Below are 15019 nucleotides of genomic sequence, written 5' to 3' on the forward strand. Positions count from 1 at the left end.
ACAAAATAGAACTTCCCTAAATGCTTCAAACAGCTCTATTACTAATTTGGATGGTATCGAACTCTTTGTTGATTTAGAGGTATTAAATTTAGAAAACAATGAGATACAGTCTCTGGATGGTATCGAAAACCTCACAAATTTAAAAAGACTTTATCTAAGAGGAAATCCTCTTACAGCATCTGATTTAGAAATACTTTTAAAATTAAAAAATCTCCAATTTTTGAGTTTTTCCAATGTCCCAGGAAACTATCTAGATGTTCTCTATGTATTTATCCCAGATAAAAACCTTAAGTCATCAGTCTGGGAAAATATCCAAACTTTTTCTGAATATACTTCTACTGCAGATAAAATAACCTTTGAAGATGCAGAAAAAATTACAGAACTTTATTGCAAAGGAAAAGATATAAAAAACTTGAGAGGAATCGAGAATTTTATAAATCTTGAAATATTAGACTTAGAGGAAAACATGATCAGAACCCTCTATAAAATAGATTTTTCCAAGTTACATAAATTGGAGTACTTAAATATAGCCGGTAACGAAATATATTCTCTTGAAAAGTTTGAGGAATTTCTTCCAGTCCCAGATAAAGAGCTTGATATTTATTTTCAGAAAGATGATTATACTAACCCTGTAATATCTTCTTCTAGTTTTCCTAATGTTATCAAAAAAATTAAAAGAAAATTCAATAACAAAATTCAACTCATAATATAAGTTGAAATGCTTTTGTACATCCTAAATATAATATCCTTATAATTTCTAAAATTTAATCATAATTCTCTAAAATAAAAAAATGCACCTATGTACGGAGAGATTTCTCCATCAAGGTGCATTTTATATCTATATTTAGAATATTAACTCTACAACAGATAATATTCCTATAAACCACATTGTAGGTTTTATTTTTTTCAGATCCCCTGAGAAAATAGAAACAGCCACATAAGATATAAATCCAAAAGCTATTCCAGTGGATATACTATAAGTCAATGGCATAAGTATAATTGTAAGGAAGCTTGGTATGGCAACTTCTATATCATGAAAATCTATATCTAGAAGGTTCTTGAACATATATATTCCTACAAGTATAAGTGCCGGTGCAGTTGCAAAAGCCGGTACAATCCCTATAAGAGGAGCAAAGAATAAGGCCACAATGAATAAAACTGCAGTAGTTATAGCAGTAAGTCCCGTTCTTCCTCCCTCGGCAATTCCAGATGCAGACTCTACATAGGTTGTGGTTGTAGATGTCCCTAAAAGAGAACCTATAACTGTGGCCATGGCATCTGCTTCAAGTAATTTACTTACATTTTGGATTTTACCTTTTTCATCTATCATCTCAGCTTCATGTGCACATGCCATTATCGTTCCTACAGAATCAAATAAATCTACGAACATGAAAGAGAAAATAGTACCAAATAATGATATCTTAAGTGCTCCTAGTATATTTAACTTAAATGCTATCGGTGCTATACTCGGTGGCATTGCTATCACGCTACTAGGTAATGCTACTTCTTTGAAGACAATTCCCAATACCGTAGTTACAATTATTCCTACCAGTATCCCACCTTTTACTCTTTTCATCTCAAGATAACCCATTACAGCCAAACCTATAAGACCAAGAAGTACAGGTAGATTAAGCTCTCCAAGTCCAACTAAAGTAGCAGGATTACTAACAATAAGCCCCATATTCTGCATACCTATAAAGGCTATGAAAAGACCTATCCCCGCTCCTACAGCAAGTCTTAACTGTGACGGTATTGCATCAATTATTTTTTCTCTGAAACCGGTAAATGTCAAAATAAGAAATATTATTCCAGAAATAAATACTACTCCCAAGGCCTCTTGCCAAGTGGCCCCGTGTCCCATAACAAGTGTATAGGTAAAAAATGCATTGAGCCCCATTCCTGGTGCCATAGCAAAGGGTACATTTACCCATAGTCCAGCAAAAGCCGTACCGATAAAGGCCGCTAAACAAGTCACAGTGATAAGGGCGCCCTTATCCATCCCAGCAGCACTTAATATTGCCGGATTAACAAAAATAATATAGGCCATAGTAAGAAAAGTAGTTATTCCTGCTACTACCTCCTGTCTCACATTTGTTCCGTGTTCTTTCAACTTAAAAAATTTCTCCATTTTACCAAAACCCTCCTAAAGTTAAAAAATAAAAAAAGCCCTTTGTTAAAGGGCCACCTGGAATGGTTAAAAAACCAAAAGTATATGGCCATAGTAAGTCGTTTACGGCGACTTGTAGAGACTCTTCACCTTATTAGAAGATTATATGGAGATTTCACAATTTTTTCACTTTATATTATTATAAGATTAGTTATATTGTCAAGTTATATTTGATAGAATTTGCTGTTCAGATAATTTACATAGCTTTGCGTTATGGTAAAAATATATATATGGAAATTTATAAAGACCTGTATTTTCTAGTTCTAGAAGGTGGACCATCCACTGAATTCCTGAAATCTATAGAGAAAATATTTCACATAGGACTCATCTGCTTTTTCCTCGTAGGGAAGAGTATATTCACCCCCTATATTTCCCCACATATTATCAAAATAAACATTCACCGCCAATGAGAGTTCATTTTTTTTAGAGGCCTCTAACATCAGGTCTGTCTCTAAATTGTATCCCTGTATGTTTCTCTTGGTGAAGTTAGCCGATCCCCCTATAATAGCCACTTCATCTTTTTTGTTACTGATTATGAATTTGGAATGAAATTGCTCTCCCGATGTTTTATACCACCTGACCTCTATATTTTCACCACCTTTTTTAGTGAGCTCCCAGGCCACCAACCTGTTGGGTATTCCATTTTTATGCCTTCCAAAAGCCTCTATATTCGCATCTAATATTATTTTTATCTTTACTCCTCGTTCTCCTGCATTTATTAGCTCCCTTATTATCCTCCTGTCACCTAGATAGAATATACCTATTTTTATCTCGTCTCCCGATTCAGACGCTTTTATCAGATTCTCTATATTTTCACCTATCATTTTCTCTGTCAGGAGAGCTACCTTTATCTCACCGCCTTTCACTTCTGGATTTTGTATCTCAAGAGAGATATCTTCACCTGAAAAACTCGCCACATCTATCTCGCTGGTGAGAATCTCCTTTATAACAGGCCCCTCCACACCAAAGCCTATATTTGAGTGATATCCGCTGGCATCGTGGAAATTCATAGAGGCCACCAGGGCTTTTTTTTCACTTACTACTACCTTCCTGTGATTTGCCTTTAGATTGAGAAGCTTTAAATACCCCCTCACTGTGACTTTGGGAGCATCTTCAGAAAATGGATTTTTCACCCAGCCTATCCCTCCTGTTCCAAACCATTTAAAAACTGTCCTCCAGAGTATTGAGTAAGTTATGTTAGAGTCTCTCACCTTGGTCATGTCTGTTTCTATTATTTTTATCCCAGCTTTTCTAAGTACCTGAAATTCCCATATATCATATACCTTGTAAAAGGTGTTTATTTCATCTGTTATGAGGTAGACCTCAAGCCCCTCTTTCTTTTTTTCTATTAGTTTCTCTGTTACTTTCTTTGTTATCTCTGGAAATTCTTTATCTTTGTCATATATACTGTTGTAAAGAAACATATCTACAACTATAAAGTCTTCTGCACTGTCAATAATGTCCAAAGCATAGTCTAGTATCTCCTGCTCTACATGCCTTTCTCCGTCTTTCATATAGGTCATATCTTTAAGAAAATCAACTTTCTCTGTGTAATAGGGAGTGCCTTTTATTGATGTCCCCTTTGGAACCCTCGTGCATCCCATAATCATTATAAGTAATATAATATAAATTATATTTGATTTTTTCATAATTTCCATAAAAATTCCCCCTGAAAAGCTATTCAAAATCCATCTTTCTATCCTTTTTTATTCCCTGTGTCAAGTTTTCCAAAATCTTTTCTGCATCTTTTAATTAATACTTTTTTCAGAACTCAGTTGACTTTTATTCTGCTTTAGGCTACACTAATAAAAAATGACTAAAAAACTAAAACAGTCAGGAGGTTTGATGGACGATAAGAAAACTAAAATTTTAGAGAAGGCCAAGGAATTGTTTTTAATATATGGAGTTAAAAAGACAACCGTTGATGAAATAGCAAAAGCTGCCGGCGTCGGAAAAGGTACTGTATATCTTTATTTTACATCAAAAGGAGATATAGTTTCAGATTTAGCTGTTCAAGAGGCAAATAGTATCGCATCTCAACTTAACGATGTTATCGAAAAAGAAAATAGTGCAGAGGAAAAACTGAGAGTATTTATAAAATCATTCATATTAAACTGTCATGACTTTGTCAATTCAAATAGACATGCAGCTGATATATTTGATGTTATAAGACAGCACAGAAGTAAGTGTGAAATTAATGATCAGAGTTATGAAGGGGAGATGGCAGAAATTACAAAGATTTCGTCGGAAATCTTATTAGCAGGAAAAGAGAAAGATGCCTTTATATTTGATGATCTTTTAGAGCTAATTGGTAATATGTCTTTTGCTCTTCAAAGTTATTTCCCCCCTTTTTCAAACTCTCTTTCAAGAGAGGAATTAGATAAAAAAAGTGATTATATAATAGATATAATTATAAAAGGCCTAAAGCAGTAATCAATAAATCCGACTTATTAATAATTTTAATAAAGTCGGAAATTTTTCACATCTTTCTGACCAAAAAACCAAAACAGTTCTGAGGTATTAGATTAAAATAAATTAAAGGAGTTTATTTAAAAATGAAAATATTATATTTTACAGCAACTGGTAATAGCCTCTATATTTCAAAAGCATTGGGGGGAGAATTATTATCTATACCTCAAATGGTTAAAGAGGAAAAATTTGAATTTACTGACGAAAAAATTGGAATTGTATTTCCAGTTTACGGGTGGGGAGTTCCATCGTATATCGTAGATTTTTTAAGAAAAGCAAAATTTGATACTGACTACCTTTTTGCCGTTCCCACTTATGGTGTTTATTCTGGTGCAGTAGCTAATCACTTAACAGACATCAGCAAAAATACAGGGTATGAATTTTCTTATATTAATCCGATAAAAATGGTGGATAACTATCTCCCTGGATTCGATATGAAAAAGGAAGCTGCAAATAAAGGAAAAAAAGGAACTGAAGAAAACTTGATAACTATCAAAGCTGATGTTGCAAGCTCTAAAAAATGGATAAAAGCTGAAAACTTCTTACAAAAAGGAGCCTTCAATATTATGCACAAGAGAAAAAAACCCTTTAGTAAAAAACAGTTAAAAATTCATACTTATGGTGAAGGGATTGAAAACTACGTTTATACAGATGAAAATTGTACGGGATGTGGACTTTGTGCAAAAGTATGTCCAGTTGATAATATCATAGTAGATAAGGAGAATAAAAAGATAGCATTGCAAGACAAGTGCTTTGGGTGCTTCGCTTGCATACAAAACTGTCCCTCAAGAGCTATTCATATCAGAGGTGAAGTAAACGGAAATAGATATCGTCATCACCATATCAGAGTAAGTGAAATTATAGAGGCCAATAGCTAAAAATAAAAAATATTTAGAAAGCAAGGTGATTAAACAATGAATATCCAAAACAAATACGGGGCAAAGGGATGGACGCCGGAGCAAATCGGATCCCTCTCAGGTAAGACATATGTTATAACTGGTGCCACCTCTGGAGCAGGATTTGAAGCAACTAAAATATTACTGTCTAAGGGTGCAAAAGTTGTGATGATGAACCGTAACGTTAATAAATCAAATGCGGCTATCGCCACTATAAAACAGGAATTTGGAAATAATACTGATGTGAGCTTTGTGCAAATGGATTTAGAAATGCTGGATTCTGTACGTGAAGCAGCGGCTGAGATACTAGAGAAAGTTCCTCATATCAGCTCACTTATCTGCAACGCAGCTATTGCACAGGTAGCTAAACAGAAGTTCACCGCCGACGGATTTGAAAGCCAGCTAGGAGTAAATCACTACGGACATTTTCTTCTGTGTGGATTGCTTTTCGACAGAGTAGAAGAGTCTAATGGGCGTATCGTGGTCGTTGGCAGTAATGCCTATAAAATGGGACTGAAGAGAATTAAGTTCGAAGATCTTAATTTCGATAAAAATTACACTGCTTGGAACTCTTATGCTCAGAGTAAACTTGCACAGATGATGTTTGCCTACGAATTACAGCGTCGGATCAAAGCATCGAATAAGAGCGTCCAGGTTCAAGTTTGCCATCCAGGGGCGTCACGAACCAATTTACTCAATGACACAGCTAGTTCTTTCAATAAGATTTTGTGGTTTGTACTTTCTCGTATTATCGCACAATCAGCTGAAAGAGGCTCATGACCAGAAGTTATGTGTGCAACGGAAGAGGGGTTGGAACCGGAAAGGCTGTATGGCCCTACAAAGCGATCTGAAATGGTGGGCCCTGTCGCCGAGTGTCTTTTGGACGAGATAGCTCTAGATCGAGAAATGGCTGCTAAATTGTGGACGATTTCCGAGGAAAATACGTCTCTTAACTGGCCGCTGTAGTTAATAAAAATCCTAGTTGACCAACTAAAAGTATTTTTAGGATAATTTAGGCTATTGCAAAAGTTTTAATGCTGCAATAGCCTTTTATGTCTCTAACAACAATATTTTTAACATTTATTCTTTATACTGATTCTCCCTGAAGACCTTTCCAGATGATAGATCCATCGGATATTAAAAGGCCTTTCCCTGTTTTCTTCTGAAAATAAATACCACTCTCTAATCCAGCCTCTATACAAAAGTTTTCTTTCTGCTGAAATCTTAAAGGGATGTATTTCCACACCTTCCCTTGTAAACAAAATTTCCTCCTGGTTTAAATAAACAAATTTTATTTTCTCTTTTTTATCTATACTCTCCCTCAAAAAATCCAGTTTGTATGAAAGCAGATTTTTTTCTACCTCCTTTATCCTTTTGGAAGAATAGTAAAGATGACTTTTTACTCCGAGATTTTCTAGCCTTATAAGTTCATACTTTTTGTAATACTCATCTGGAAGAGTGTCTCCCTTCTTTCTATTGCACTTTTCACACAAAACCACTGCATTTAAACCTGCTTCCTTATCCTTTAAGGGATAACCCTTAGAAATTGGAATGTGATGGTCTATTGATAAATGCTCTGTACTACTGCATTTAAAACACTTATTTTCAAAGATACCGTAAAGTTTAAGCTTTTCAGAATCTGTCAGCTTGTCGTCAAAAAATACTTTTATCTCTTTTCTCTTTATGTTATCGAAATTTATTTTCTCAGAACCTAGAATCCCTCCATCTTTTTTATCTCCATAAGGAGATTTAGACTTTCTTGTAAAAATAAAAATTATTATAAAAACTGCCATCCAGAAAAAAATAACATTTATCATAAAACCTCCCCTGAAATATACCTCAATATTGCCAAGGCAATTAATAAAATATTCAAAAGTGCTTTAGTTTATCCTTTTAATATTCTTGTCCAAAAAATTAGGACTAAAGTACCAAACTTAATATTTTTTCAAATTTTCTTTGACAATTAGAATAAAATACTATAGAATGACTTCGATAAATAAAATTTAATAAAGTCGGACGAAGGTATAGGGAGAGAGCTGATTAATCAGCCACCGAAGGAGTAAAACTCTCAGGTAAAAGGACCTATTCTGGACGAGCCTCTGGAGAGAACTGTTTAGTCAGTCGCCGAAGGAGTAATACTCTCAGGTACAATGGACAGAGGAAAACAATCACTTGTTTTCTAGAGGCTGCATTTTTTGTAGCCTTTTTTTATATCTCATCCGGATTTTTTGTTGGTCGTAAAATATTTATTATAGATAATTTTAGGGGGGATAAAGATGGAAAGAACATTTGCGAGTGATAATTTTAGTGGGGTAGACCCAAAGATTATGGAAAAACTTATGGAGGCAAACCAAGGACATGCTTTTGCCTATGGTATGGATCCTCTAACTATAAAAGCAAAAGAAAAATTTAAAGAGATTTTTGGAGATGTAGAGGTATTTTTCGTATTCAATGGAACCGGGTGTAACGTACTGGCACTAGAGGCTATGAAAGGAAGAGCTACCTGTGTTCTATGCCCTGATACAGCTCATATATTTCAGGACGAAGCTGGTGCACCTTCGAAAATAACTGGGATGCAACTTCTGCCTGTTCCATCTGAAGATGGAAAATTCAGTATAAAAGCTGCTGAAAAATTCCTGTCTTTTAAGGGCGCCATTCATAAACCTGAGGCTCATATAATATCTATAACTCAGGCTACAGAGCTTGGAACTGTATACACTCCTGCAGAGATAAAAAATATTTCTGCCTTTGCAAAAAGAAACAACATGCTTCTGCACATGGACGGAACTAGACTTTCTAATGCTGCTGCAGCCTTAGGATGCTCTTTAAAAGAGATGACTGCCGACTGTGGTGTAGACGTGCTGTCTTTTGGAGGTACAAAAAACGGTCTTATGTTTGGAGAGGCTATCGTATTTTTCAACAAAGAGTTAGCAAAGGACTTCTTTAGACTTCGTAAACAAAATCTTCAGCTTCACTCAAAAATGAGATTTATATCTGCCCAGTATCTTGGACTTTTAGAGGATAATTTATGGCATACAAATGCATCTAAAGCCAACAGTATGGCAAAGTACCTCAAGAAAAAACTTGTAAATCTAGGTGTGGAAGTGACAAATGATGTCATGGCAAATATTGTCTTTGCTAAGATCCCTATGGATGCAGTTGAAGAGATGCAGGAATTTTCATACTTTTACCTATGGAATGAATACAAAAAAGAATCAAGATTTGTAATGTCATTTGATATAACAGAAGAGGATATCGATATTTTTGTGGATAAATTAGAGGATGTGTTAAAAAAACAAAGTATATATTTGTCTGAAGGGACGTGCTGTGCTTCGTAAAACAAAAAGGCATCGACCTTCCCTGAAAAACTAATTTTTACGGAGGGATAAAAATGACTTTTGACTTTGACCTCATTGTTATAGGAGCAGGGGCAGCAGGACTAACATGCGCTATCACTGCAAAGGGTTTTGGCAAATCAGTACTTCTCATAGAAAAAAACAGAACTGGTGGGGAATGTACCTGGTCAGGCTGTGTTCCTAGTAAAGCCCTTATAAATATTTCAAAAGAGATAAATTCAGCCAGAAAGTACTGTGACTTTGTACCTGATACAAGAAAAATAATGAAAGATGTAAAAAAAGTAATTGAGGATGTCTATTCTCATGAGACTCCCGAAGTCCTTGAAAAAACTGGAATTAATTTTCTAGAGGGAGAGGCTGAATTTACAGAAAATAAAACTATAAAAATAGGGGAGAATACCTTTAGCGGTAAGAGTATTATTATTGCAACAGGGTCTTCTCCCTTTGTGCCCCCTATACCTGGTATAAATACTGTGGAATATCTTACAAATGAATCTTTATTCCTCCTTGAAGAAATTCCGAAATCCATGATCATCCTAGGCGGTGGGGCTATTGGAGTGGAAATGGCCCAGGCTTTAAACCGTATCGGAGTTGAAGTTCATCTAGTGGAGATGTTAGATAATATTCTCTTTAGGGAGGACCAGGAGTTTGCACACATCTTAAGGGAAAAACTAATAGACGAAGGAGTCAATATACACATTAAAACAAAGGCTGTGGAAGTTAAAAAAAACAATAACACTATAATCCTCACTGTGGAAAAAGATGGACAAAAAAGTGAACTATCTGCAGAATCTATGCTAGTGGCTGTAGGGAGAAAACCTTCGACAGCATCTCTAAAGCTTGAAAATGCAGGTATAGAATATAACAAAAAGGGTATAGAGGTGGATAAACATCTAGAGACAAACATCCACAACATATATGCTGTAGGAGACGTTGTAGGCCCATATCAGTTTTCGCATATGGCCAATTATCAAGGTATAATTGCGGTGCAAAACGCCCTTACACCTCTTAAAAAGTCCATAGACTACTCTAATGTAGCCTGGACAACATTCACCCAGCCTGAGCTTGCCAGTGCAGGTATGAGTGAGAAAGAAGCCCGTGAAAAACATGACAATATTCATATCTATTCTTTGAAAAGAGATGAATTGGACAGGGCAAAGACAAAAAAAGATGATATTTTTAATGTTAAAATTATCTGTGATCACAAGAAAAAGATTTTGGGAGCTCAGATTTTGGCTGACAGGGCAGGAGAACTGATATGCGAGATACAGGCCATGAAATCAAACGGTCTCTCTCTAGATAAACTTGCCGGGGTAATTCATCCATATCCCACATATGCAGAGGCTTTTAGTAAACTGGGCAAAAAAGCTTATGTAGATAAATTGATGGATAATCCAGTTGTAAGCCTTATAAAGTCCATAAAACATTAGACAAATAAAAACCCCTCCTAACTAGGAGGGGTTTTTATTTATTAATATTTTTCTTCATTTAACTTTTCAGGTTCACCCTTTAAAATTTCATTCTCTGTTTCTGGATTTTCTGACCATTCTTTCCATCCGCCTTCATAAAGAGATACTTTATCTAATCCCATAGCATCTGCATAAAAAAGAACTTCACTGGCTCTCCAGCCTGTACCGCAGTAAAATGCGATATTTTTATCAGTATTTATTTTCAGATCTTCCCACATCTCTAAGATTTCATTGTATGGTCTCATATAAGTCCCATACTCTGCACGGTAATCTTCTAGATGCCAAGGGTCAGATCCACCCATACCCCATTTGTCCCCTCTTATTCTTCCTCTCGGTTTTATATAATCGTAACCACTGGTTTTTCCTATATATTCCTTCCAGCTTCTGATACTTACAAGGTCGCTTTGATCGCTTTTCAAATAATTTTCAGCTTCAGGTAAATCTATTATAATATCTGGATTTCCTGGAACTTCTGTACCAAAATCATCTACAGGTTGAGGATATTCTATACCCTCTTCTGTAGAGTATCCGGCTTCCTGCCAGGCTTTCCATCCTCCATTTACAACTCTCACATCTTCAACACCGGCATACTTGCATATTATAGCAAATCTCGCCGCCGGCATAGGGTCCTCACCATAAACAATTACCAGAGTTTCCTTTGTTATTCCTAATTTTTCAAGCTCGGCTTTTATATTTTCGTCACTTACTCTATTCCATAGAGGCCCAACTTCAAACCAACCTGTATGAACATAATAAGAACCTGGAATATGTCCATTTTTATGAAATTTACCCTTTTTTCCCCATCCTGCATTAATGACCTTTACAGGTCTTCCGTCATATTCAGGAACTTCTTTACCTTCTAGGAGTTTTTTTACCCAACTCACAGGCACAAGAGATTCATATTTTGGAAGTTTTTCGATGGAATTTTTTTTCTCAGTCCATTCTTTTATTCCTTTTTCATATACATATACATTGTATCCCTTATCAGAAAGTACCTCTGACATACTTATATCGTCACCGTATAAGATTATCTCATTATCTTTTGTTATTCCCTTTCTATCAAGAAAATCCTCTATATCTCCGTGCTCTAGAGAACTAGCAGGAAGATTGTAGGCCCCGGAAATATGACCCTGTATCCCTGTTTCTTTGATGTCCCAGCCATTATATTCATCATAACTTCTGGTGTCGATAAGCACTGTGTTTTGGTTTTTTAAGCTTTTCTTCACCTTTCTTGTGGATAAAACCTCAATTTTTTTTGAGACTTCTCCTGGATTTTCAGACTTATTGCTACATCCTATAACAAAAAGCATTACTGAAAGTACTAGTAGTATTTTTTTCAATGTTATTCCTCCCTTAAAGATTAATTATATTAATATTTTTATTACTCTGTTAATTTTTATCAAACTTAAAAAAAAATATTGTCTATTCAATTTGATTAAATAAGGCTGCACTGATCATTGTATCATTTTTTTGTGTTTTGTCAATTAACATAGGGGCGTATCTCTTTTGTTCCAAGTACTAAGTTCAAAAGTATTTTTTATTTTCAGGAGGAATTTTTTATATGAAACTGTAAAATATAACAGGAAAGGCTACGGAGGTGAAAAGGACATGAAAATGTCTCAAGTTTTGGATTGTGATGCTGTCAACTGTATTTATAACAAGGATAAGAAATGTCATACTCTGGCTGTAAATATAGGGGATAAAGAGCCTCTATGCGATACTTTTATGACTGGAGCGTCAAAAGGTGGTTTTGACGATGTTATCGGTGGAGTAGGTTCTTGTAAAGTTTCAGAATGTTCTTTTAACAAGTCCTACGAATGTATGTCTACAGGTGTTCATATGTCTATTGTCGGTGACCATGTAGATTGTAAAACTTATCACAAAAAATAATCTTTGCCTTTCCTAAGCTAAAAAATGCTGTCTGATATTATTCAGACAGCATTTTGCTTTTTTCACCCAAAAGTTTTTGATAAATTTCTTTCTCAAGATCTAAAAGCTCTCCGGATTTTAAAATTCTGTTTTTTCTAGGTGTATTTATATCATAACTCTCAACTATATTCATAGGATCTTTATCTAAAATAAATATTCTGTCACCTATAAGCAGAGCTTCCTGTATATCATGGCTTATTATTACCATGGTTTTTGACTCATGGCTTATATTGTCAGATATTTCTTCTATAATTTTTAGTTTTAAAAGCATATCTAAAGACCTCAAGGCCTCGTCCATAAGAATAATTTCTCCACCGTGGTAAAAAGCCCTGGCTATAGATACCCTCTGTTTTTCCCCCCCGCTCAGATTCCTTGCAAGGGTTTTTGCCTTAGACTCCACATGAAATTTCTCCAAAACACCGTTTATATCTTTTTCCTGTGAGGATATCAGACTGAGGTTTTCCTCGACTGTAAGCCATGGAATGAGCCTGTCCTCCTGAAAAATATAACTGACCTTGCCGTCTATAAGAATCTTGCCCCTATACTCCTTGTCCAGTGAAGACAACATATTGAAAAGAGTGCTTTTCCCACATCCTGAAGACCCCAACAAAACAGAAACCTTATTTTTTTCAAAATTTATATTAAAATCTTTCATGATTACTTTAGAGTCATAATTTTTATAAATATTTTCTACTTTTATCATAGATATCTTCCCCACTTTATTTTTATAGCTTTACTAATGAGTTTTTCCAGTAAACCTGTGAGAATTATAAGATATATTGTCCATGCCAGCAGGGAGTCTGTCTCTATATTTATCCAGGCTGTATTCATTTCCCCCCCTATACCTCTTGGCAGACGACCTATAATCTCTGCTGTTGCCAAGACTTTCAAAGAAGAATTAGCAGTTATCTTTATCCCCCCCATGAGAGAAGAAAGCATAGAGGGCAGCATTATTTTTGAAAACACCTGTTTTTCCTCTATCCCGTAGGCCGAGGCCATTTCCAGCAGTTTTTCATCGGTGCTCATAAGACCGTTAAATGTATTTATTATTATCACTGGAAGTGTAAAGATACCCAGGATAAAATAAGGGATAATTTCAGAGGGAAACCAAAGTAAGGCCAAGAGAACCCATGATATAACAGGAGTAGACTGAAGTATGGTTATAAATGGCCATAAAAAACTTTTTACTGTGCTGTTTTTAAAAATAAGCATTCCACAGAGAATTCCCAACGATACTGAAACTGAATAAGCCATAAAAAATCTGTATAAGGTGATGCATGTTTCTGCAATACCTTTTCCAGTCAGTATATTATTTCTAAAAACATTTAGAATACTTATTGGAGAGGGCAAAATAAGAGGATCTAACTTCATAGAGATCCCCTGCCATACTATCAAAAGGAAAATTATTCCTTTAAAATTTTTACCAGGCATAAAATTCATCTCCAGGAAGTTTTATCCCCAAAGCATCTAGATAGTGCTCTACAGACTTTTTACATCCTGTATCTAAGGTGAGATTCATATATCTAACAGATTCTTCTAGGTCCCCTATACTTAGTTTCAAAGAAAATTCTTCGATTGCTCTTTCCAGAAGTTTTACTTCGTTTTTTCTTTCAAGAGCCTTTTTGTACTTCTCTATAATTTTGTCTACCTCTATAGGGTTTTCATCATATACTTTACCCATAACAAATATCCCTACCTGGGGAATCTCTTTTCCCTTCCATAGATCCTTTAGCTCTGTCACTCTTTTAAAATTTTTATTTTTAGAAAGAACCATTGTAGCCAGTGGTTCCGGAAGAACCAGGTTATCTATTTTTCCTGCCATGGCAAGTTTTGCAATCTCCCCTGAAGATCTATAACTTATATCAAGGGAAATGTTTTTCTTTTCCAGAATATTTTTCATAACTACATCTGGAGAAGATCCCTGTCCTCCTATATAAAGTTTCTTTCCCTCTAGATCCACTATTTTTTCTATATCCTTTGATAAAAAAGATAAAAGTCCCCTGCTTGTAATTCCTAAAAGTCTGATGTCTACCCCTTTATTATACAGTGTCGCCGCGACATTTACAGGAATTATATAAAGTTCACCTTTTTTTCTTATTATCTTTGGAACAACCTCTGTGGAGACATTTTGATAAAAGTTTATATTTATATCCTCTATAGCCAGCAACGGTATGCTAGGTGGTGCTTTAGGAGCATCTATTTCTAAACCCCATACAGCAAGTGACACAATCATAAAAACAGATGCAATTATTTTCTTCATGTTCTTCCCCCTGTTACAGTTATCTATTATTTTTGATTTAAGTTAAATTATTGAATTTACACAAACTTCCGTTACTTTTTCTTAATGAAAAGCACCCCAAGAGTGTTTCCTCCCTTCGGTCAGGGCATAACCAAAAATCAAGGCCTGTGAAAAATAAGCTAAATGCCTTCGGAAATCTAATAAGAATAATGAAACTCAGAAATTAAGTTTCTGAGAACCATAAAATATACTCGTATAACTCGTTATTTTATGGTCACTCGCTTCGCTCAGATAGTTGATTTTTTCTAGAGATTTCTCTCAGTCATTCTTAACGCTTATTTTGTCAATGCCAAAAGAATTTCAAAAGATTAAAAAAAAGTCATTTGAAAATTTTGAATTCCCCCTTTAAAAAATACCGTTAAGAAATCATCTTGTGAAATCCACTTTCATTGAAATAAGGAGGTTTACCGACTATATTTCAATAGAAAGTTAGT

At 35.1% G+C, this 15019-nt stretch carries 13 protein-coding genes, 1 pseudogene and 3 riboswitches; of the genes and pseudogenes, 7 read left to right on the top strand and 7 right to left on the bottom strand.

What is annotated here, in order from left to right:
* Positions 1-46 precede the first annotated feature (46 nt).
* Positions 47-712 (top strand): leucine-rich repeat domain-containing protein, encoded by a 666-nt coding sequence (locus ILYOP_RS15910; protein ID WP_041921301.1) that lies wholly within the window; start codon positions 47-49, stop codon positions 710-712.
* Positions 713-844: 132 nt separating this feature from the next.
* Here the strand turns inward: ILYOP_RS15910 and ILYOP_RS13520 are convergent, their stop codons facing one another.
* Together ILYOP_RS13520 and ILYOP_RS13525 are read right to left on the bottom strand one after the other, a co-directional pair.
* Positions 845-2128, bottom strand: coding sequence for an NCS2 family permease (locus ILYOP_RS13520; protein WP_013389061.1), 1284 nt, complete (start codon positions 2126-2128; stop codon positions 845-847).
* A gap of 71 nt (positions 2129-2199) precedes the next feature.
* A riboswitch (purine riboswitch) is annotated at positions 2200-2297 on the bottom strand.
* Between the two features lie 133 nt (positions 2298-2430).
* Entirely contained in the window at positions 2431-3825 is a 1395-nt protein-coding gene (locus ILYOP_RS13525) for a phospholipase D-like domain-containing protein (protein ID WP_013389062.1), read from the bottom strand.
* A gap of 187 nt (positions 3826-4012) precedes the next feature.
* Between ILYOP_RS13525 and ILYOP_RS15360 the strand changes: the two genes are divergently transcribed.
* The 3 genes and pseudogenes from ILYOP_RS15360 (at position 4013) to ILYOP_RS13540 (ending at position 6498) form a co-directional block, all read left to right on the top strand.
* On the top strand, positions 4013-4600 hold the full coding sequence (locus tag ILYOP_RS15360; RefSeq protein ID WP_013389063.1) for a TetR/AcrR family transcriptional regulator: 588 nt from the start codon (positions 4013-4015) through the stop codon (positions 4598-4600).
* A 122-nt stretch (positions 4601-4722) separates the two neighbouring features.
* Positions 4723-5514 carry an EFR1 family ferrodoxin gene (locus ILYOP_RS13535; protein WP_013389064.1) on the top strand — a complete coding sequence of 264 codons (792 nt, stop codon included), beginning with the start codon at positions 4723-4725 and terminating at the stop codon, positions 5512-5514.
* A 36-nt stretch (positions 5515-5550) separates the two neighbouring features.
* A pseudogene (locus tag ILYOP_RS13540) lies at positions 5551-6498 on the top strand (SDR family oxidoreductase).
* A gap of 107 nt (positions 6499-6605) precedes the next feature.
* On the opposite strand, the gene ILYOP_RS13545 reads toward ILYOP_RS13540, so the two are convergent.
* On the bottom strand, positions 6606-7349 hold the full coding sequence (locus ILYOP_RS13545) for an HNH endonuclease (protein ID WP_013389066.1): 744 nt from the start codon (positions 7347-7349) through the stop codon (positions 6606-6608).
* 199 nt (positions 7350-7548) lie between these two features.
* Positions 7549-7626, top strand: a riboswitch (glycine riboswitch).
* A gap of 2 nt (positions 7627-7628) precedes the next feature.
* Positions 7629-7693, top strand: a riboswitch (glycine riboswitch).
* A 115-nt stretch (positions 7694-7808) separates the two neighbouring features.
* On the opposite strand from ILYOP_RS13545, the gene ILYOP_RS13550 reads away from it, so the two are divergent.
* Both ILYOP_RS13550 and ILYOP_RS13555 read left to right on the top strand, forming a co-directional pair.
* Entirely contained in the window at positions 7809-8870 is a 1062-nt protein-coding gene (locus ILYOP_RS13550; RefSeq protein ID WP_013389067.1) for a threonine aldolase family protein, read from the top strand.
* Positions 8871-8923: 53 nt separating this feature from the next.
* Positions 8924-10318: a dihydrolipoyl dehydrogenase family protein gene (locus tag ILYOP_RS13555; protein ID WP_013389068.1), complete on the top strand. Its 1395-nt coding sequence runs from the start codon at positions 8924-8926 to the stop codon at positions 10316-10318.
* A gap of 41 nt (positions 10319-10359) precedes the next feature.
* Here the strand turns inward: ILYOP_RS13555 and ILYOP_RS13560 are convergent, their stop codons facing one another.
* Positions 10360-11697 carry a rhodanese-like domain-containing protein gene (locus tag ILYOP_RS13560; RefSeq protein ID WP_013389069.1) on the bottom strand — a complete coding sequence of 446 codons (1338 nt, stop codon included), beginning with the start codon at positions 11695-11697 and terminating at the stop codon, positions 10360-10362.
* Between the two features lie 268 nt (positions 11698-11965).
* Here ILYOP_RS13560 and ILYOP_RS13565 point away from each other — a divergent pair, with 268 nt between their 5' ends.
* Positions 11966-12247, top strand: a complete 282-nt coding sequence (locus tag ILYOP_RS13565; protein WP_013389070.1) for a DUF1540 domain-containing protein — start codon at positions 11966-11968, stop codon at positions 12245-12247.
* Between the two features lie 37 nt (positions 12248-12284).
* Here the strand turns inward: ILYOP_RS13565 and ILYOP_RS13570 are convergent, their stop codons facing one another.
* From ILYOP_RS13570 to ILYOP_RS13580, 3 genes are read right to left on the bottom strand one after another with little or no spacing between them, the layout of a single operon-like run.
* Positions 12285-12989, bottom strand: a complete 705-nt coding sequence (locus ILYOP_RS13570; RefSeq protein WP_013389071.1) for an ABC transporter ATP-binding protein — start codon at positions 12987-12989, stop codon at positions 12285-12287.
* The gene (locus ILYOP_RS13575) at positions 12986-13717 is read right to left on the bottom strand and encodes an ABC transporter permease (RefSeq protein ID WP_013389072.1); all 732 of its coding nucleotides are present in this window, start codon (positions 13715-13717) and stop codon (positions 12986-12988) included. Before ILYOP_RS13575 ends, ILYOP_RS13570 begins: the two co-directional genes overlap by 4 nt.
* Entirely contained in the window at positions 13707-14546 is an 840-nt protein-coding gene (locus ILYOP_RS13580; protein WP_013389073.1) for an ABC transporter substrate-binding protein, read from the bottom strand. The genes ILYOP_RS13575 and ILYOP_RS13580 overlap by 11 nt, the downstream gene beginning before the upstream one ends.
* Positions 14547-15019: the final 473 nt, after the last annotated feature.

Origin of the sequence: Ilyobacter polytropus DSM 2926, assembly GCF_000165505.1 — a bacterium.
Taxonomy (GTDB): domain Bacteria; phylum Fusobacteriota; class Fusobacteriia; order Fusobacteriales; family Fusobacteriaceae; genus Ilyobacter; species Ilyobacter polytropus.

Excerpts from the sequence above, each read along its gene's own strand:
- ILYOP_RS13520 (WP_013389061.1), bottom strand. The coding sequence starts at position 2,128 with ATGGAGAAATTTTTTAAGTTGAAAGAACACGGAACAAATGTGAGACAG.
- ILYOP_RS13525 (WP_013389062.1), bottom strand. The coding sequence starts at position 3,825 with ATGGAAATTATGAAAAAATCAAATATAATTTATATTATATTACTTATA.
- ILYOP_RS15360 (WP_013389063.1), top strand. The coding sequence starts at position 4,013 with ATGGACGATAAGAAAACTAAAATTTTAGAGAAGGCCAAGGAATTGTTT.
- ILYOP_RS13535 (WP_013389064.1), top strand. The coding sequence starts at position 4,723 with ATGAAAATATTATATTTTACAGCAACTGGTAATAGCCTCTATATTTCA.
- ILYOP_RS13545 (WP_013389066.1), bottom strand. The coding sequence starts at position 7,349 with ATGATAAATGTTATTTTTTTCTGGATGGCAGTTTTTATAATAATTTTT.
- ILYOP_RS13550 (WP_013389067.1), top strand. The coding sequence starts at position 7,809 with ATGGAAAGAACATTTGCGAGTGATAATTTTAGTGGGGTAGACCCAAAG.
- ILYOP_RS13555 (WP_013389068.1), top strand. The coding sequence starts at position 8,924 with ATGACTTTTGACTTTGACCTCATTGTTATAGGAGCAGGGGCAGCAGGA.
- ILYOP_RS13565 (WP_013389070.1), top strand. The coding sequence starts at position 11,966 with ATGAAAATGTCTCAAGTTTTGGATTGTGATGCTGTCAACTGTATTTAT.
- ILYOP_RS13570 (WP_013389071.1), bottom strand. The coding sequence starts at position 12,989 with ATGATAAAAGTAGAAAATATTTATAAAAATTATGACTCTAAAGTAATC.
- ILYOP_RS13575 (WP_013389072.1), bottom strand. The coding sequence starts at position 13,717 with ATGCCTGGTAAAAATTTTAAAGGAATAATTTTCCTTTTGATAGTATGG.
- ILYOP_RS13580 (WP_013389073.1), bottom strand. The coding sequence starts at position 14,546 with ATGAAGAAAATAATTGCATCTGTTTTTATGATTGTGTCACTTGCTGTA.